This is a genomic window from Halobacillus sp. Nhm2S1, assembly GCF_019599545.1.
GTDB lineage: Bacteria > Bacillota > Bacilli > Bacillales > Halobacillaceae > Halobacillus.
On sequence record NZ_JAIEZV010000002.1, the window covers coordinates 468,267 to 487,440 of the forward strand.

At 42.9% G+C, this 19,174-nt stretch carries 15 protein-coding genes; 2 read left to right on the plus strand and 13 right to left on the minus strand.

The window, feature by feature from the left end; translation table 11 throughout:
* Positions 1–7: 7 nt before the first annotated feature.
* From K2225_RS08680 to K2225_RS08700, 5 genes are all read right to left on the minus strand, one after another.
* Positions 8–2,389 carry a cell wall-binding repeat-containing protein gene (locus K2225_RS08680; protein WP_220584387.1) on the minus strand — a complete coding sequence of 794 codons (2,382 nt, stop codon included), beginning with the start codon at positions 2,387–2,389 and terminating at the stop codon, positions 8–10.
* A 20-nt stretch (positions 2,390–2,409) separates the two neighbouring features.
* Positions 2,410–3,270, minus strand: coding sequence for a hypothetical protein (locus tag K2225_RS08685; protein ID WP_220584388.1), 861 nt, complete (start codon positions 3,268–3,270; stop codon positions 2,410–2,412).
* Positions 3,271–3,305: 35 nt separating this feature from the next.
* Entirely contained in the window at positions 3,306–5,531 is a 2,226-nt protein-coding gene (locus K2225_RS08690; protein ID WP_220584389.1) for a cell wall-binding repeat-containing protein, read from the minus strand.
* A 590-nt stretch (positions 5,532–6,121) separates the two neighbouring features.
* On the minus strand, positions 6,122–6,832 hold the full coding sequence (locus K2225_RS08695; RefSeq protein WP_146817402.1) for a WecB/TagA/CpsF family glycosyltransferase: 711 nt from the start codon (positions 6,830–6,832) through the stop codon (positions 6,122–6,124).
* A 12-nt stretch (positions 6,833–6,844) separates the two neighbouring features.
* A complete protein-coding gene (locus K2225_RS08700; RefSeq protein WP_220584390.1) occupies positions 6,845–8,122 on the minus strand; it encodes a nucleotide sugar dehydrogenase in 1,278 nt (425 codons plus the stop codon).
* 502 nt (positions 8,123–8,624) lie between these two features.
* On the opposite strand from K2225_RS08700, the gene K2225_RS08705 reads away from it, so the two are divergent.
* Positions 8,625–9,641, plus strand: a complete 1,017-nt coding sequence (locus K2225_RS08705; protein ID WP_220584391.1) for a GNAT family N-acetyltransferase — start codon at positions 8,625–8,627, stop codon at positions 9,639–9,641.
* Positions 9,642–9,679: 38 nt separating this feature from the next.
* Here K2225_RS08705 and K2225_RS08710 read toward each other — a convergent pair whose 3' ends face one another.
* From K2225_RS08710 to K2225_RS08745, 8 genes are all read right to left on the minus strand, one after another.
* Positions 9,680–10,765 (minus strand): glycosyltransferase family 4 protein, encoded by a 1,086-nt coding sequence (locus K2225_RS08710; protein WP_220584392.1) that lies wholly within the window; start codon positions 10,763–10,765, stop codon positions 9,680–9,682.
* A gap of 588 nt (positions 10,766–11,353) precedes the next feature.
* Positions 11,354–11,914: a hypothetical protein gene (locus K2225_RS08715; protein ID WP_220584393.1), complete on the minus strand. Its 561-nt coding sequence runs from the start codon at positions 11,912–11,914 to the stop codon at positions 11,354–11,356.
* 70 nt (positions 11,915–11,984) lie between these two features.
* Positions 11,985–12,221, minus strand: a complete 237-nt coding sequence (locus tag K2225_RS08720; protein ID WP_220584394.1) for a helix-turn-helix domain-containing protein — start codon at positions 12,219–12,221, stop codon at positions 11,985–11,987.
* A 443-nt stretch (positions 12,222–12,664) separates the two neighbouring features.
* Positions 12,665–13,855 carry an AraC family transcriptional regulator gene (locus K2225_RS08725; RefSeq protein ID WP_220584395.1) on the minus strand — a complete coding sequence of 397 codons (1,191 nt, stop codon included), beginning with the start codon at positions 13,853–13,855 and terminating at the stop codon, positions 12,665–12,667.
* A gap of 82 nt (positions 13,856–13,937) precedes the next feature.
* Positions 13,938–14,072: an anti-repressor SinI family protein gene (locus K2225_RS08730; RefSeq protein WP_220584396.1), complete on the minus strand. Its 135-nt coding sequence runs from the start codon at positions 14,070–14,072 to the stop codon at positions 13,938–13,940.
* A gap of 254 nt (positions 14,073–14,326) precedes the next feature.
* Complete coding sequence (locus K2225_RS08735) at positions 14,327–14,782, minus strand: IDEAL domain-containing protein (protein ID WP_220584397.1); 456 nt, start codon at positions 14,780–14,782, stop codon at positions 14,327–14,329.
* A gap of 231 nt (positions 14,783–15,013) precedes the next feature.
* Complete coding sequence (locus K2225_RS08740; protein ID WP_220584398.1) at positions 15,014–16,720, minus strand: phospho-sugar mutase; 1,707 nt, start codon at positions 16,718–16,720, stop codon at positions 15,014–15,016.
* Positions 16,721–17,186: 466 nt separating this feature from the next.
* Positions 17,187–17,426 carry a hypothetical protein gene (locus K2225_RS08745; RefSeq protein ID WP_220584399.1) on the minus strand — a complete coding sequence of 80 codons (240 nt, stop codon included), beginning with the start codon at positions 17,424–17,426 and terminating at the stop codon, positions 17,187–17,189.
* Between the two features lie 454 nt (positions 17,427–17,880).
* Here K2225_RS08745 and K2225_RS08750 point away from each other — a divergent pair, with 454 nt between their 5' ends.
* Complete coding sequence (locus K2225_RS08750; protein ID WP_220584400.1) at positions 17,881–19,173, plus strand: homoserine dehydrogenase; 1,293 nt, start codon at positions 17,881–17,883, stop codon at positions 19,171–19,173.
* Position 19,174: the final 1 nt, after the last annotated feature.

The following is a 19,174-nucleotide window of genomic DNA, read 5'->3' on the forward strand; positions in this document are numbered from 1 at the left end:
TGGGTGGTTAGCGGATTTTTAGGAGCTCATAAGCTGTGTCATCAGAAATGGCTGCGTCTCCGCCTAAGTAATATTGTTTTGGACTGATTGGCAGTCCTTGGATATACTTTCTTACACTTGATGGTACATTGTCCGTTCTTGTCAGGATGATTGGAGATTCATAGGAAGCTGCCATTGGAGATGCTGCCAGGGCGTCTACAATCACTTGACCTCTTGCGAAAAATACATCTTCAATCCTGCGATCGTTGAAGTAGCGATCGGCAATTTCAACACTTGTGCTGTAGCGATCGTCGCCGGATACACGCTCGACTTGACTCACTACGGATTTCAGCTGTTCTTCAACTTTGTTGTGAACGGCTCCTGTTCCACCGATAATCGTTGCTTTTTCGACTCCATGTTCTTCGATGAACTTCACGATCTGGTCTTCCAGTCGATAAGGAAGTGTCAAAAGAATCGGTGTGTTTTCCTGTCCTGCATACGATGCGATGGACAAAGCATCTGGAGATGTCTCATCAGATGTCGTGATGAAAATTTCATCCACATTAATATTGCTGCTCAACTCATCAGCGACTTCATATGCCGTTTCGAATCGAGTTTTACCAGACAGACGCACGACATTGCCGTCGCCATATTCATTCTTCAATTGGGTTTCGACAGTAGAAGAAACCGCAGCTTCGCTTCCAAGCAGGTAAATCTTCGAAGGACCCATCCGCTTCAATTCTTTGTTCACCGTCTCAGGCAGTTGATCTGTCTGAGTAAGAAGGAGCGGAGCATCGTAATAAGAAGCAAGGACGCTTCCTGTCAATGAATCGATCGGCAGGTCCCCGCGGCCGATTACGGCTACGTCAGGGTTGTTCCAGTGCCAACCAAAGTTTGAAAGGGCTGCACTTGTTTCATAACGGTTAATCCCTGAAAGGCGGTAAGCGTTCGGTTCCTGCTTGTTGGATAAATAGCTTGATGCCACATACCCTTTTACGCCACCCGCTGTTTCAACCGGGTACCACATCCAGTGCTGGGTATTGCTGTCTGAGCCTACTGGAACATCTGTGATCGTCACGGCGTCCCCTTGGGAAAGTCCGGTAAGGACCAGGCCATTCGGAGATTGACGCAGATTCAAACTACCTGCTGTTACATAAACCTTCTCTCCTGGACGGAAATAATGCTTGGACGCGTGCACAGGTCCCTCTGTGTCTACATTATCGACACCGAAAGAAAGCAGCCCATCTGAATCCGGGTTCAGTTTGTGTGTCGGAAATGGAGTCAGGTTCAGTAATCCATAGCTCTTGATCCGGCTGAAAATTTTCTCTTGATACGCGATATATCCGTTGGCAATCGGGTCGTTCCTTTGGGATAGACCATTATAAGCGAGGATGGCAAAGTACCAGTTCTCAATCGCATCTCTATCCCCACTGTTAACGGTTGGAATCAAATCGTGGTCAGCGTAGTTCCACTTCGTTTCAAGGATTTTCAAACCTTCACGGATATTGTAACGGATGTCTGTCGCCAGTTTCGTAATTTCTTCCTGACGTTTTTGATCATCCGTGATGAATCGATAGTCAGAGACCTGCATGATGCCGATCCCGATACAATCATAGCCGAGTTTCAGGTTGGTTCCATCCCATGCCATTCCACGGGTTTTCTCTTCTGTACATTGGTTTTCATAATGTTCGACAGGCGTTCGATCCGGCCCCCAGTATTGCTGCCATCCGCTTTCCTGGAAAGCGATTGCTTTGACAATTTCAGGAGGGATGTCGAAGTTCTTGGCTTCTTCTGTGAGCATGCGGTTGATCTCTGCATAGCTTGGATTTTCATACTTCTCATCCACTTCTGTGGTGCTTTGGGTCGTAACCGTACTTTGAGCAGACAACTTCTCCTGCTCTTCTTTTTTCGCCACTTCTCCTGCTCCAATGGTGTAAACATCATTCAACATTGCCGATGGCTCTGTACTGACGTCATCCTGATCATATTCAGGATAGGAGATCTCTAGTTGATTGTCGTTTAAATCAATCGTAGCTCGATCATAACTTTGAGATTCATAGACTTTTTCTATTCCAGCCTGGGTGATGTCGTACACATCAAAATACAAGCTGCTGGCCGATCCTCCGGCCCTATAAACGACAACGAGAGATTCTTCACCGACATAATGCACATCCGTGACTTCAGCCAGTTGTTCCGTTTCTTCTATAACTGTTTGTCCATTTTGTTCAATTTGAATCGTCGTCTCCAGTTCATTTCTAACGACATTTACATCCATCGTTTCATTCAACTGAATCGATTCATTGCTCTCCTCTACGACCCATGATTCCGATTGTTCGGCACTGATCGCTGCAGGAAGCAAAAGACTTGTGGCTAATAACACGGAAGTTGAAGTAATCAATTTTCTTAACATTCATACCGTCCTTTGCATAGTTACTTAATATCTATCAATTCGGAGTTCATGGTGTACCCATTCTCGCCTTTGTCCTCGACTTTTTCTTTAATCAATCCATAGTCAGGGGCATAGTGGAACGTAGACCGGACTTCGGCTCCGGATGAATCCGCTTTTTCTATCTTCTGTACAACCAACACGTTTTCAAAATCACGTACGGGTGTAGACGTTGTCTGATTTTCATCTATGAGCTTAAATGAACTATCGGATTGGCTTGATTGCGTCACATCCATCAGCACATTTACCGTCTCCACCGGCTCGAATCCATCCAGCATGCTTGCTGTCTCTTCTGGGTTGAACTCTTCATAGACAACGGAAACCGTACCTTCTGTCCACTCCAAGACTTGAAGTGTGATCATATCTCCGAAAGTGATGACCTGTTGAACATAATCCCCCTGGATATCTACAACTTCATAAACCGCTTCAAATTCATCATTCTGCATAAACGTCTTCGTCATTGGCTCTTTTGGCATGTAAGCTTTCAAGCCAACGTTTGACGTCTGTTCTTCTTTTGTTTCTTCTTCAGAATCACTTTCATTCCCTGAAGCTTCGACCGTTTCTTCTTCTGTGTCTTCAGCTGAATCTTCGCTCGCTGCTTCTTCGCCGGAATCTGTGGGATCTTCCTCCGCCTCTGGCTCTGCAGAATCCGTGCTTTCTTCCTGTTCCTTGCTTTCGTTTTCATCTTCTACATTTTCAGGCTGTTCTGCTTCCTCAGCTTCTGCAGGTTCTTCAGATGTTCCCTGATCGGCCTGGTCGCTTTCCAGGTTTTCCGGATCCACATCTGCTGCACAGGCGCTTAAAATAAAAGCGACGGACAGCATGATGGTTAACAGTTTCTTCATCGACACCTCTCCTTTGCTGTATCCAAGATGCTTTCTTATTTGAGGTAACCAGCGATTTCATCACGTTGAGCGTTGTCCACGACTCCGCCGATCACTTGGAGGTTTTGAACAACATTTTCAGCTCCATACCAGTTCAACGTTTTTTGAAGTTCTGGATTCAAGTCGTCTCCTACTAAAACGAGTGGCGCTTTCGTGCGGGCTGAAATGGCAGATGCCGTCAATGCATCCGGATAATTACGGCCGGTCGCTACAAGCATCGTGTTCGAACGCATGTCGTCTTTGAAATAGTCGATGGTCGCTGCTACAGTTTCGTAACGATTTATGCCAGACAAACGGACCACACGATCCCCACCGTTACGTTCAATCAATGTCTCTTCCACTTCTTCAGAAACAACCGCTGTTCCTCCAAGAATGGCTACTTCCTTGCCATGAAGAAACTGCAGACTTTCTTCCGTCATTTTCTCCTGGTTTGTCAAAACAATCGCCCATCCGTTAGCTGCTGCTACAGAAGATGCTTCTAGTGCATCAGGGAAACTTGTACTTGAAGCAACAAATACGCCTTCCACATCAGACAAACGTTGGTTGATTTCTAGATTAGATTGAATGCGATCTTTACCGGAAATACGTTCAACAGAAACGTGACTGCTTAATTCATTTTGAACTTTTTCTGAGATGGCATTGGTACCACCAAGGATGACCACTTTATTTGCCTTCAACCTTTTCAGTTCTTCCACTACAGCAGGATCAAGACGGTCATCACGATTTAGTAGAATCGGTGCATTGCCGAGCTCAGCTGCCAATGGTCCTGCAGAAAGGGCATCCGCAAATTCAAACGCTGTCGCTAGAACAACGGTACGTTCGTCATCTCCATCAAAACCGTTCGGGTAAAGACTCTTGGAGACTTCAATAGCCGTCTTGATTCGATCTTTCCCGGCTAGTTCAGATGTGTTGAACAGATACTGATAGTCAGAAGAGGTATTATCCCACAGGACTTCTTCTGTTGTACGGTTTCTGACCTTTGTATTCTTCCATTCTTCCGCATAGGCAATCGCTTTTTCCTCACGGTAGAACGTGTTCAATATTCCTTTTGCTGAATGAACGACTTCGAAGTCTTCACTTAAATAATTGCTCCAGATCACTTCATCTTTTTCTTTATCAATGACAGCTGTATTTCTCCAATCCCCAGCGTAATCCAGGGCTTCTTCTAAGCTGTGTGTCTCTTTCAAGACACCTTGAGAGGAGTGCTTCACTTCATAAGCTTTGGCTAAGTAATCAGACCAGATCACTTCTCCCTGATCGTTATCTACGACTCTTACATCACTTGAATTCTTCGCAAAGGCGATCGCTTCATCTCGAGACATAAACAGACGGTCTTTCGATTGATCGGTCTTATGATAGACGCCGTAGCGTTTACTCATATTTTCATAAATGATTTTCTGCTCATACTTATCAAAAACATACGCATTCCCCATACTCTCGGCATGGTTGATCGCTTCTTCTTTTTCAGAAGTCAGTTTGACTTTTTCGCCTTCATGGTCGAATACTTCATAGACGCTGAAATAGCTGTCGACCGCTTCGGTCACGGATTGTACCGCTTTTTCCTGGAAACTATCCGTTTTGATGAGCTTTTCTTCTGTCGGGTTCGACATGTAACCGAACTCCAGCAAAGCTGCCGGCATGACGGCATTTCTTGTTACGTATAAATTACTCGGAACCATTCCTCGTCCTTCTCCAAGCGGTGTTCCATCCAGAATATGACGGTGCATCGTTTGGGCGAGACGCTTACTTTCAGGAGCATATTCAATTTGTTCTGGTGAGGGTGGATAAGTCGTGCTGATATTGCTCATGTCAAAATAATACGTCTCATAACCTCTCATGTATGGGTTCGAAGGGAGTGCATTCGAATGAAGGGAAAGGAAGATCGCATTATCATGATCGTTATTCGCTGATTGGTCCGAAAAGTCGACCCTTGCCTGCAAATCATCATGAAGATCATAAGCAAAGTGCTTGTCTGTGGTGCGTGTCATATGTACGTTGTAACCTTTTGCTTTCAAAGCATCGTAAAGTTTTTTTCCGACTTCCAAGTTAAAATGCTTTTCATAATAACCTGTAGATCCTCCAGAGTAACCAGTCGTACCTGAAAACCTTCCGCCGTGACCCGGGTCAATAACAACAGTCTTCTCTGCACTCGCTTCCGCCGTAGGGAAAAGCACAAAAAGAGTAAAGAGTGCAAAGAACAGCAACATATACAGTTTTCTCATAATAGCCTCCTAATAGGGTTATAATTTCATAGTTTTCATGTAAAAATAATCAAGCTAAAAAAAATTTCTCTCTCGCTTACCACCTCATCTGTTCATATTAAATGCGACGATGTTTTACTCGGGTTGTTTATGTAAGTTTCAGTTTACTTTAGATCGGGTAGTGTAATTGTAGGGTAGGTTTGGACAGGTATTTTAAAAGGTAAAATTGAACAGGCACCCAATGGAAACATCACAGATTCTGTCTGTTTTTTTCAAAGATTAGAAGAATCTCTTCCTATATGTAATATCGGACGATTCAAGTCGATTGTTGAACACACCCGGAAATTTTTATCATTTTATTAATTATGTGGTATGAATATGTCGAATTTAGTCAAACGAATTACAATATGTAATTATATATAACGAAAATGTAACTAACAACCGTTCCTTTGCGAACTTTTATTCATTTTCATGAATCCGTACAAAAGTATCATGCCATTTCTGGAAAGATTGTACTAGATTCTCGTTGGTTGGGAATAAAGTAGATGGTTGGAATAAAGCACATACATACACACAAAAAAAAGAGCAGCTGCTTGATGCAGCTGCTCTCTTTATTTATCTCTCCATACTTTCAACAGGAAGGCAGGGAGTTTGATCTGTCTTTTGATCCGCCAGGGTTCAGCAATGAGCCTGTACAACCACTCTAAACCGAAACGAAGGAAGAAGTCGGGCGCTCTCTTGATTCTTCCTGATATGACATCAAACGATCCACCTACTCCTTGAAAGATGCTCACATTCAATTCATCCATATGATCAACAATCCAATATTCCTGCTTCGGACTGCCGAGGGCCACGAAAAGAATGTCGGCTTGAGATTCGTTGATGGTCTGGATGACTTTTTGTTCATCTTTTTCATAGCCGTCTAAAACACCGGCAATCTTCAACCCGGGGTATTTTCGAACCAGTTCCTCTTTCGCCTCTTCTGCTATCCCTGGCTTCGCTCCGTAAAGAAAGACCGATTTGCCATGCTCTTCCGCTTGTTCACAAAGGGTCAACAGCATATCGATTCCGGTTACGCGTTCCTTGATGTTTCCTTTCTTCAAGCGGGAAGCGACCAGGACACCAACGCCATCAGGAATTTGATAGGTGGCTTTGTTTAAGAGATTCCTCAAGTTCTCATCCTGCTGGGCTTTCAAAATCTTCTCCGGATTGATCGCTACGATGAATGACTGTTTCTTATGATTGATGTCGTCTATGACATTTTTCTTTAACTGTTCGTATGAATGACTACTGACATCCACACCTAAAAACCGTTCTTTCATATCGTCACCTTTTTATACATTCTTGGAATCGCCGAGGCGCTTCGTTACGAACCCGGCTTCTTTCCAGTCATCGAGATTCAGGCAGTTTTTCGTATCAAGAACAACACGGTTGCTCATTTTTTCTTTAATAGAAGATGGGGCTAAAGCTTTGAATTCATCATGATCTGTCAATACCACAAGAATGTCGGCTCCTTCCAAAGCTTCTTCCATATCCTGCGTCTGGTTGGAAGCGATGTTCTCCTTAATGTGAGGATCATAGGTCGTAAAGCTGATCCCCCGCTCCACGAGCTCTAAAATGACCTTCAAGGAAGGACTCTCACGATGGTCATCAATGTTCGCTTTGAAAGATAGTCCGAAAAGGGCCACCTTCGGGTCCTGGATGAACTGCTCTTTCATCAACTTCTCCACTTGGTTAGCTGTGTACACAGGCATGTTGTCGTTCGTGTTGCGGGACAATTGGATGATCTGTGCAAGATCTGGTTGAAGCTCTGCAAGGAACCAAGGATCTACAGCAATACAGTGTCCCCCTACACCTGGACCAGGCGTGTGAATGTTAACGCGTGGGTGATAATTGGCAAGCTTGATCGCTTCCCAGGAGTTCACGCCGATACGGTCGCTGATCATAGCGAGTTCATTGGCGAAAGCAATGTTCACATCACGGTATGTGTTTTCGATGACCTTAGCCATTTCAGCCGTCGTAGCGTCCGTCAGGTGAATCTCACCCTTAACAAAGGACTCGTACAACTCTTTCGTCATTTGAGAAGACGCCCCATTGATCCCGCCGACGATTCGGTCGTTATCTACGAGCTCCTGAAAAACCTTCCCTGGAATTACGCGTTCCGGTGAATGAGAGACGAAGAGCTCTTCCCCGATTTCAAGACCGGTTTTCTCAAGTACAGGCAGCATCACGTCTTCCACTGTCCGTGGAGGCACGGTCGATTCAAGGATCACCAGGTTTCCTTCTTTAACGAAAGGAACAATGGCTTCGGTCGCTTTACGGACATAATCCAGGTTGGCTGTTTTGTCTTCCCTGATCGGCGATGGAACAGCAATAACGAAAACATCTGCTTCCGTCGGTTCCATAGATGCTTTAAAGTTCCCGGCATCAACCGCTTCTTCTAACCGTTCCTGCAGTCCGTTCTCTTCTATATGAAGCTGTTTGGCGTTGATCATTTCAACAGCTTTCTGATTGACATCCACCCCATGGACTTTATGGCCGTGAATCGCAAACATGACGGAAGTCGGAAGACCGATATAGCCTAAACCAACCACACACAGTGACTTTTTCATACAACAAATACTCCCTTTCTCTTGCACCTACACTCCGTAGACATATATTTTCATAAAAGATTTATTTATTCATCTTTCCGTTCTTTCTGTTCTTTATAGCATTCGTTAAACTTGGAACTTTATGACGTTTTCTGTCATTAATGACACATTTATGGATTGAACTCGACATTTTTTATCCACTTCCCTCTTCCCGTCCTGGTTGTTTCTTTAAACGTCATTTACTGAGAAAAGGCAAACCTTGTAGAAAGTCATTAGACCTTCACGTAGGAACGGAACGGTTGTCGACCATGGATTCATAGAACGGAATTTTATAAATGTATGGCCAATAAAAAAAGTCGATACTTTCCACTCTTCATTATATCTGATTCATTTCAAGTGCGCTATTCTTCCTTCCAATCTTAAATGAAAAGTCAAAAACTTGTAATGAAGTGGTCATGCGCGGAGGAGAATTTTTTTGATATACTCTTATGAAGTATGCTTTACAAAGAAAGGACGACGAATGATGACAGTTCGACGGTACCATAAGGGAGACGAAGACCAAATTCAATCCCTTTTCAAGAAAACATTCAACCATACACGTCCACTTGCTACATGGCAGTGGAAATTCATAGATAACCCTAAACAGGAACGCCCCTTTATTCTTGTGTTTGAGGAAGAGAATCAAATTCTCGGCCATATCAGCCTGTGGGTGACGGATGCCTACTTGAACGGAGAAAGGAAAAAAGTAGGCCTTCGTGTCGATACAATGGTCGACCCGGATGCGCGTGGGAAAGGGATTTATAAAAAGCTGAATGATGCGCTGATTACGGAAGCCGAAAAGGATGGCATTGACTATCTTTATGGATTCCCTGCCCCAAAAGCGAAGGAGTTGTTTTTACGTTACACAGGAGCCAGTCATCTGACCGACATGCCACGCTGGATGTTGATCCAGAAACCGATCCACCTGCTGGCTTCCAAATTCTCACCCCTTGCCCTTTTCAAACCATTGGATCGAATCCTTCAATTGTTTAGAAAATCGAACTTTCATACCGATGGATATGAAGTAAAAAAAGTGAAGCGTTGTGAGGAAGAATTTGACCAATTGGCCGAAAAATCAAAACAAGTGGCCCAGGGTTTGGTCGTGCGAGACGCCGCTTATTTAAACTACCGTTACTTTGACCACCCTGAAAACCAATATAAAGTGATTGGGATCTACAAAGACAGCCGCTTAATCGGGTATGTGGTCACCCATCAAAAATCCAGTTCCTTTACGAACGGTATGGTCGTGGATTGGCTTGCCGAAGATGAGCAGTTATGGCCGGTGCTGTTAGCGGCTGCCCGCGCTGAATTAAAAGATTCAGATGTGATTCAATCCTGGGCATTGCCCCACACTCTTGCCGCCAACACGTTAAAACAAGACGGCTTCATTCATAAAGACAGTCCCATGCCACTCGTCGGAAAAGCCATTGATCCCTCACTAAGTACGATGGACAATGCCGACCAATGGTTTATCACTCCTGGAGATGTCGACTCCTATTAAAAAGAAGCTCGTTGACGCCGCACGTCAACGAGCTTCTTTTATGATTTATCCCGATCTTTTTCTCTTTGTGTCTTAGAAAACAACCCGATCACTGGACGTTTTCCTCGATACACCACACCTGTCATCTCTGCAAACAGATGGAGTAAGAATAGAATGATAAAAGTAATAATTAATGAGATCCCGAAAGAAGTGAGAGAGAACAACAACGCAAGTAAGCCGAAAACGGCACTGAACGCATAGATAATCAAGACTGTCGTTCTATGGCTGAATCCCGCTTCCAGGATTTGATAGTGAATATGTTTATTATCCGGCATCATAATCTTCTGTTTATTGATCAGTCTCCGTACAATTGAGAACAACGTATCAAAAACGGGAATGGCTAACACGATGATTGGGATGACAAAGCTAAACAGTGTGACATTCTTAAACAAGCCGACCATAGAAATGACGGCCATGGAATAACCGAGAAACAAGGAACCCGTATCTCCCATGTAAATGGAGGCAGGGTGAAAATTATGGAATAAGAAACCAATATTGCTTCCGATCAAGACGACACACAAGTACACGATCGCCACCTGAGGCTCGATTGCGAGTGCCATTACGGCAATGCTGATCAATGAAATGGTTGAAACACCAGCGGCCAGCCCGTCCAATCCATCAATCAAGTTAATCGCATTGGTAATTCCAATGATCCAAACGAACGTAAAGATAATGCTGATGGGGTCACTTAACGACACCATCCCAATGAATGGAATACTCAAGACATCAATCTTCAAACCAGAAAAAATGAGAACGCCTGCCGCAGCCACTTGGCCTAATAGTTTGAATAAAGGTCGAATCTGGTAGCGATCATCCAGGAGACCAGTAAGAACGATAATAAATGCCCCTATACAAATAGGAATGAGATAAGGAAGATCCGGGCGAATGTAAAGCATACCAGCCACAGCCCCTCCAAAGATGGCAAGTCCACCCATTCTCGGAGTGATTTCCTTATGAATTTTCCTCATTTCTGGGTAATCCATCATTTTCCACTTCACTGCAAGTTTCATAACCGGAAAAACAAGAATGAAACTGACAGCCATTGACAAAACTATAGCAATCATAATGTCTACATAGATATTCATAATAATCCTCACTTACATCTTAAGTTTCCTCTGAGCGGTTAAAATTATAACATAGATAGATGGAGGTATAGAGGTCCGTTATGTACATCAACGCACAAAAAACATCGCACACCTTGTCCACTGTGGCGATGCTTGTTCCTTCATTATTGTTGAAGTTGTTCGATTAAATGATCGATGACTTCTTTAGAAGTTAACAACTCGGCGTCTTCCGTCTTTTGAATAATGTTTTGCAGTACGTCTTTTAAATTATCCATGCTCCCCACCTTTTCTCTAATCTCCTTTATGTCTTCTATTTACTTAAACGTTCGTCACTAAACGACTTTTTCTGTCTGTTGTTCTATGTATCTCTTATTCTATTAGACGTAACAGCACACAAAAAGTTTCAAAAAATGATTATTTCCGGGGAAATATGTTAAATCATTCTCTTATCTTATACTATTTCTCTACATATTTAAATGAAAATGTCAGAATATAATATGAACTCCCGAATTCAATCGTGTGGGTTCTTGCTGATAAGCCTAAATGAAAACGCAAAAAACCTGACATACCAAATATGGCGGTCGTCAGGTTCTTTGCTTACGATGCTTATCAAACATCCGTCCACGCCCTTCTCAGGGTCTTCAGCTTGTAACTTTTTGTACTGAACCTGTGAACATGTTTCTGGATCACTTCCACGCCTTCTTGATGAAAAGTGAAAAAGATGACCGCCGGATGGTGGAGGGAATCATAAAAGAAGATAGGGTTAAAGCTTCTTTTCACTTTCCCAAACATCCATTGGTTGAACAAATCCAGTTCCCTCACGTATGCGTCATCAATGATTGCCTGCTGAATAACATCCGTCTTTTGGTCACTGTATTCTTTTACATGATGGTAACAAACCGCCGCCTGTAAATAAGAAAGAGGCGATTCATCCCCGATAATTCCATCCATCCAATCCGGTTCCTCTACTTCCACACCCTCATTTTCAGCATAAATCTGTCCGCTCCGTCTAAACAAGTTCCAACCTGCTTTTAAACGTAACTGGGAATAATGGGAAACGATTGAATTCAGTTTTAGTGATTCTTCGGATGGATCCAACAAAAATGGAAGAGGATTTGAGCAAATATTTCTCCTTGCCGCTTCTCTAGTGAATATGGTCTTGTTTCTCAAGCTCCCCCTCCTTTCATAAAAAAGAATATTTCAGCCGTTGATCGCTGGTTTTTGTCTCTTCCATAGAGATTCACTTTGCATCTTTATCTTCTTCAACATGTGCATACTTGTGTGTCAACAACTCTTCCAACGGAACACCAAGCGTTTTGGCCAACTTCCCCATCACAATAAGAGAAGGGTTCGCCTGGACCCCGCGTTCAATATTGCTGATATAGGACTTTGACACTCCTGACTGTTTTGCAAATTCATTAACTGATAGATTTTTCCCCACTCTCAATACTCGTATTTTTTCACCGATAGGGGTCATAACCGTTCCTCACTTTCTTCGTCATAGGTTTGACTTTTCATTTCGACAGACCATTGTTCTTTATTAAGAATATTATAATACTATTTTTCGCTAAAAGAAACAGTGAATTCTCAGTATTTCGAACAAATTCCAGTTGATTCCCTTCTTTTAGCTCTCCCATCCTCTTTTATTATTTCTTTTTTGAGAACAAAGGCGATGATAAGGATAGAAACGCTTCTGGCATTAAAGGTGTTCTCATCCTCTAGAAGAAGCTCTCATTAGAATATTTAGGTCCATGTTGGACGACATGGCCACAGGAACTCTTAAAGACACGTTAAGAAAAACAACTAGATGGCTATCTGGAAAACAGTGTAGGGATAAGGGTGAAGGTTTTTCGAAGGGGGATCTGTCAATTTTCATTCCTAGACAACAAAAAAAGACGAACGGTGATCGTTCGTCCATCTTTACTCTTCGTGCACTCTGTATTTTTGGCGGAACTCTTTCGGCCCCACACCGACTATACTTTTAAACACTCTCGTAAAATAACTTTGGCTGTTATATCCAAGCAGGATACTGATATCCATGAGAGAATGGTGGGTGATACATAACAATTCTTTCGCTTCTTTTATTCGCTGCTGATTGATGAATTGCGTGATGGAAACCCCTTTTTCCTTCGTGAAAACGCCTGATAAATAGTTCGGGTTTACATTGAGGGTTTCAGCAATCCCCTTTAAGTTCAAATCTTTAGTTAAGTTTTGAAAGATATACCGCTGTGTTCTTTCAACTAAAGGGGAGTGCAAACGACGGTTCTTACTGTTCCTCATCCGTTCCAAAAAAGATTGAAGGATATTCATTTCCAAGAATTTCAGATCCTCTGTGGTTTCTCTAGCTTCTAAGAAATTAATGTAGAAATCGCACAGCGAATCAATTTCATCCTGCGGTGCTCCTTTTTCCATGCATAAATAGCTTAATTCAGAAATCCAACGAATCAGTTGATTTTTATGCTGACGAACATCCTTGGCGGCCATGATTTTCTCTCTTAGTCCTTGATACTCTTCAACCGCTTCTTCATCACCATTTTTAAATAGTTCGGTAAATCTTTGTTTAGATGCCACTGTTTTGTGGTAAGAAGGAAGTGTTTGGGTGTAGGATTGGTATTCCTTTCGCATTCTTTCTTGTGAAAAACCTTGGCTGGTCATTTTCTTCCGCTTCGGTAATAGTTGGTTAAGTACCCGTTTGAGGGCGCTGACCTGCACCTGATTGATCATCGAAAGTTGATCAAAATATTCAACGAATTGTTCTTCCAAATCGGAGTCCAAATCGTTCATGACAAGGTTCATCCTCACATGTTTTCTAAGCACTTCTTGCTGGACGAACGGTCCTATCCCTACCACGTAGTCCTTCCCATCGTCATCCATGCACGGGTATAAGAGCAGATGTTGGTGATAGTGATCGGTGTACAACTGCATGGTGAACGGCTGTTTTCTACTTTCATCAATGTAACTTTTATGTATATCTCTCAGCACTTTAGGCGGCTTCTGAAAACTATCCGGGAAACAATAGACCATTTTATTGCGTTCATTGAACAATAAAACGGGGATGTTCATAGCAATTGAACAATCTTTTAGTAAGTTTATCAGCTCATATTTGGTCATAAGGACCCCTCTTTCTGCCCCTGCTTTTTACTCATTACTTCTATCATGTCAAAAAAAGGACACCCTTTCAAGTTAAAGGGTGTCAGACCGTTTTCGCTGATTTCGTATGATTTTTCAAAAAATCTCTTACCTCTTCCGTACTTAACCCCAAGGCTTTGGCTTCTTTTAATAAAGAAACCCACTCTTTATCCAACTTCTCTCTAGGTACCTTTTCCATCCACTTACCCTCCCCTAATGATCAATTCGATGAGTTGAACATGTGAACGGTGACATCTGGATCACTGAGCTCTCCTTGTCCTTATTCTTAGTACCATTATAATGGATGGATAGAAATGGAATTTGTACAATACTCATATATTTTTCATTTATTTCATATAAATTTTGATTTTCCCATCAAATATGTTGTATTTTTTTGGCGAATAAAGTATAGGAAATAAACAACCAGGTGGGATAAATCCCACCTGGTTGTAATCACGTGTACATGTTATTCCATTTTTCAGTGAGAAGACGAAAGGCGTCTTCATCATTTTGATCGATCGCCTTGTCGATGAGGCGTCGAAGGTTGTTTTTTTCTAATTCACGGATGATTTCCTTCACTTCTTTAGATGATTGCTGACTGATTTCGATCCCCTCTTCATAATACGGCGACACAATCGTATGAAGGTGCTTGAGAAACTCAGGCAGTTGCAGTAAATCGGAGACAGAAACATACACCATTTTCTTGCCCCGTTGAAAGACGAATATATCGAAAACGTTATGCACCCGTTGACGATTGCGGTCGATTATAATTTCTCTTGATTCCACCGGGATGAACTGATACAACTCGTTATCAATGAATAGCGAAAAGTACTGGTAGGCTAGAACGACTCGAATGAAGCGTTTGTCTTCTTTAACATAGTATGGCTTAAGCATTTTTATGTTCAACATGGGCCCACCCCTTTTTTCATTAAATCTGAATTTTCAGTATTTTATTCCATTATTACGTATTTGTCAACAAAATGAAAGCGATTTATCTGGAATGGGCTTGGGGTGGCTTTTTCGAAGGAAGGGGCGTAAAGGATAGGGAGGATAGATACTTCCTGACTAAGCGGAATAGCCACTTAACATAGGTTCATGAAAAAACCTCGATCCGTGAGAAACGGATCGAGGTTCTGTGTTTTAGATAAGCGCATGCAAGCGTTCGCTTACGGTTGCTTTTACTGCAGCCAGTAGCTCTTCACTTTCTTTTCTTGAGCCGGATTTCACCCCATAATAAAACTTGATCTTCGGTTCTGTACCCGATGGGCGCAGGCAGAACCAGCAATCGTCTTCAAGGATGAACTTGACGACATTGGACGTCGGAAGATCAATTTCTTCTTCCGTTCCATCCTGGACATGTTTACGAATGGTCGTTGCGTAATCTTCGATGGCAACGACTTTCTTACCACCCGCTTCTTTAATATCTGCGTTACGGAAGTCGTCCATAATGGCTTTAATTTGTTCCGTTCCTGATTTTCCTTCAAGCTTCATCGACTGAAGGTCTTCAAGGAAGTAGCCATGTTTTTCATACAACTCATCTAGAGCATGGAGCAACGTCTTGCCCTGGTTCTTCCAGTACGCCCCGACTTCTGCTGCAAGAACAGCTGCTTGCACAGCATCTTTATCACGTGCAAAGTCTTTTACAAGATAGCCGTAGCTTTCCTCGTAGCCGAACATGAATGTGTGCTCACCGGTCTGTTCATATTCACGGATCTTTTCGCCGATAAACTTAAAGCCTGTCAGCGTGTCGAGGGAACGGATACCGTAAGCGTTTGCGATGACGCGTCCGAACTCAGACGTTACGATCGTTTTAATCAGTAGACCGTTTTTCGGCAATTGTTCAGATTGACCGAGAATGTAATCCAATAAAAGCGCGCCGGTCTGGTTCCCTGTGAGAACGACATACTCTCCATTTTCATTCGGGACAGCAATTCCAAGGCGGTCGGCATCCGGATCTGTGGCCATCAACAAGTCAGCATCGATCGCTTTTCCTTGTTCAATCGCCATTTCGAAAGCCTGATGTTCTTCAGGATTCGGGGATGCGACAGTAGTAAATTCAGGATCCGGCTTTGCTTGTTCCTCTACGATGTGGATGGAAGTGAACCCACTTTGCTCTAGCCCTTTTTCTACAAGATGACGGGCCGTACCGTGCAGTGGTGTAAATACAAGAGATAGATCCTTTTTGATATCCGGCTGGACGGTTACGCCTTTCAATGCTTCCAGATATGCTGCATCTACCTCATCATCAATCCAGCGAAGCAGGCCTTTTTCTTCAAGCTCTTGCTGATCAGCCGCTTCAACTTTCAATTCATTTTCCACTTTGTTGACAAAATCGATCATGATTTCCGCCTGCTCCGGTGGAAGTTGGCCGCCATCTTCGTTATAGGCTTTGAAACCATTGTATTCCGGAGGGTTGTGGCTTGCTGTCACGACCACACCTGCCGCTGCGTTCAAGTGACGGACAGCGAACGAAAGTTCCGGTGTCGGTCTTAAAGATGTGAACACGTAAGAAGGAATGCCGTGGTGACCGAGGACACGAGCGGTTTCTACCGCAAACTCCTTGGACATATAACGGGAGTCATAAGCAATGGCTACGCCCCGGTTGGACAAGCCCCGGTCGTTGACATACGTAGCCAGGCCTTCGGCTGCTTTTCTCACCGTGTAGATGTTCATGCGGTTCGTACCTGGTCCGAGCTTTCCGCGCATTCCACCAGTTCCGAATTCCAGGTTCTTGTAGAAAGCATCTTCCAAAGATTGTTCATCTGATGTAAGTTCTTCTAGCTTTGATGCAAGATCGGCATCAAGTTCGGTAAATTCTTTCCAACGGTTGTAATCATTTTTCCACATGCACAACACTCCTTCGTGATTATTTTTCATTAACTATTTAGTTTAGGGAAGTCTTTATTCTATGAGTGGAAATTCTTCTAGTGACAGGGAATGAGCCCGACATAGATTCCTACTCGTTCTTCTCTAGTCCTTTCATTCGCCATTATTTGGTTGAATTCCTGTTTTTTCGGCGCATTTAGATAGAAATCTTTTCAATTTCTTTACCTTTTACACTTAGGGCTAGCAAACTATGTATCCGCTTATATTATTGTAACATTTAAATAAGAGGGTTCTCTCATGGAAATATCTGTATGACTTGGTACACCATTTGTTCCCATCAATAGAATTCACCCTGGTTAGGCGTTCCTAATAAGGAAACGGTAGGTGGTAATATTTGTATGACCTGGTCACCTATCATTTACATAAAAAAAGAAGGCCGCTGTGGTTGGCTAGCGGCCTTCTTTCCTTTGTTGCTCCATGGATGATGTTAATCTGCGGGGAAAAAATTAAGTAGGGATTTGTGGATTTCACCACAAACTTCCATATGCATCGTATCCTGATTACAGCTATTTTCTTTTTCTCTGTGTACTCGATAGGCCGTCTTCATGCCTTCTCTAATAAATTCATCTTTTCTCGTATATACGCCCCATTTCTGCACGAGATCATTAATGTAACGATCGTACAGCATTAATGAAAATGGCAGCATTGGGGGACCCCCGTAGTTCATCTTTATCACCTCCTGGAATATATTTTCATATTAGTTATAAAGTACCTTGTAGAAATAGTCAATATCTCCTAATCTTCACCTTTATTCGACCTTACAAAATTTACAATAAATTATCCTAAGAAATTGTGTTTTTCCCTCACTATCATTTCGAAATTTAGTTTCTTCAGAGACGATATTGCGGTAAAAATCTGTTTTCAGTTGTTTATTAACTAATTGTAAATGTTATGTAAATTCCTTTTACATATCTAAACTTCCAAAATATGTATGAACAGGTCACCATGAAAAATCACTATAGTAGAAAGTTGAAACTACCATTTAGTGGTGTACCAGGTCTTACATATTATGGATAATTAAATCGTCGGATAATTCGGTCTTGTGCTTCAATTTCCTTTCCGTTACAATGTCCTTTATACAAAGAATAATGTTTATTTCAAGTAGACAAGGAGTGTGAACGATGAATAAAGCCATTACCGTAGGACTACTAGGACTTGGAACGGTCGGAAGTGGAGTGATTGAGATCCTCCGCGATCATAAAGAACGCATTGAACATAAGACAGGGTGTGATGTCACGATTAAGTCTGTGCTTGTCAGTGACATGTCTAAACCCCGCGAGGTTCCGGCTGAGACCCAGTTGACGGATCAGTACCAGGATATTACGAGAGATCCGGAGATTGATGTCATCGTAGAGGTGATGGGTGGGATCGATCACACGCTTACTATATTATTAGAAGCCATTGAACATGGAAAACACATCGTGACTGCGAACAAGGATCTTGTCGCCCAGCACGGAGAGCAGCTTTTCGAAGCCTGCCAGAAGCATAACTGTGACTTGTATTATGAAGCGAGTGTAGCCGGTGGAATTCCGATCATCCGTTCCATTATGGATGGCCTGTCCTCCGATCGCATTACAAAGATGATGGGGATCGTGAACGGAACGACAAACTATATCATGACGAAGATGGCGCAGGACGGCGTTGATTTTGACAGCGTCTTAAAGGAAGCTCAGGATCTAGGGTTTGCGGAGGCGGACCCGACGGCTGACGTGGACGGTCTGGATGCGGCGAGGAAGATGACGATTCTATCAATCTTAGGTTTCTCTATGCCTTACAGTTTAGAAGATGTAGATATCAAAGGAATCCGCGGCATTTCTTCGGATGATATTACCTACGCGGAAGAGCTTGGGTATCGCATCAAACTGATCGGGATTGCTGAGAATGACCACAATGGAGTTTCTGTTAGTGTCGAGCCGACATTGCTTCCTATTCAACATCCGCTCTCTTCTGTTAATGATGAATTCAATGCGATTTATGTATACGGGGATGCCGTCGGCGAAACGATGTTCTACGGACCAGGTGCCGGTAAACTTCCGACAGCCACAGCTGTTGTTGCCGACTTGATTGCTGTATTGAAAAACATCCGCCTCGGGACAACAGGTACAGCCTATGTGCAGCCACAGTTTCCTAAGCAGGTGAAAACGAAGAAGGAACAGCTGACGAAGAAATATATTCGTCTTCACGTTGACGATAAAGCAGGCATGTTGAACGATTTGACGAACATTTTCGCTCAATATGATCTCTCCTTTGATCAGTTCACTCAACGTTCAACCGATCAGGATGGAGAGCGTGAATTGATGATGGTGACTCATCAGGTGAGCGAGGAAGATTTTGAAAAAGCCATTCAGGATATTGAGACGCTTGATTCTGTAAGAAGCGTTGACAGCATATTCCGTGTAGAAGGAGGAAACTGAC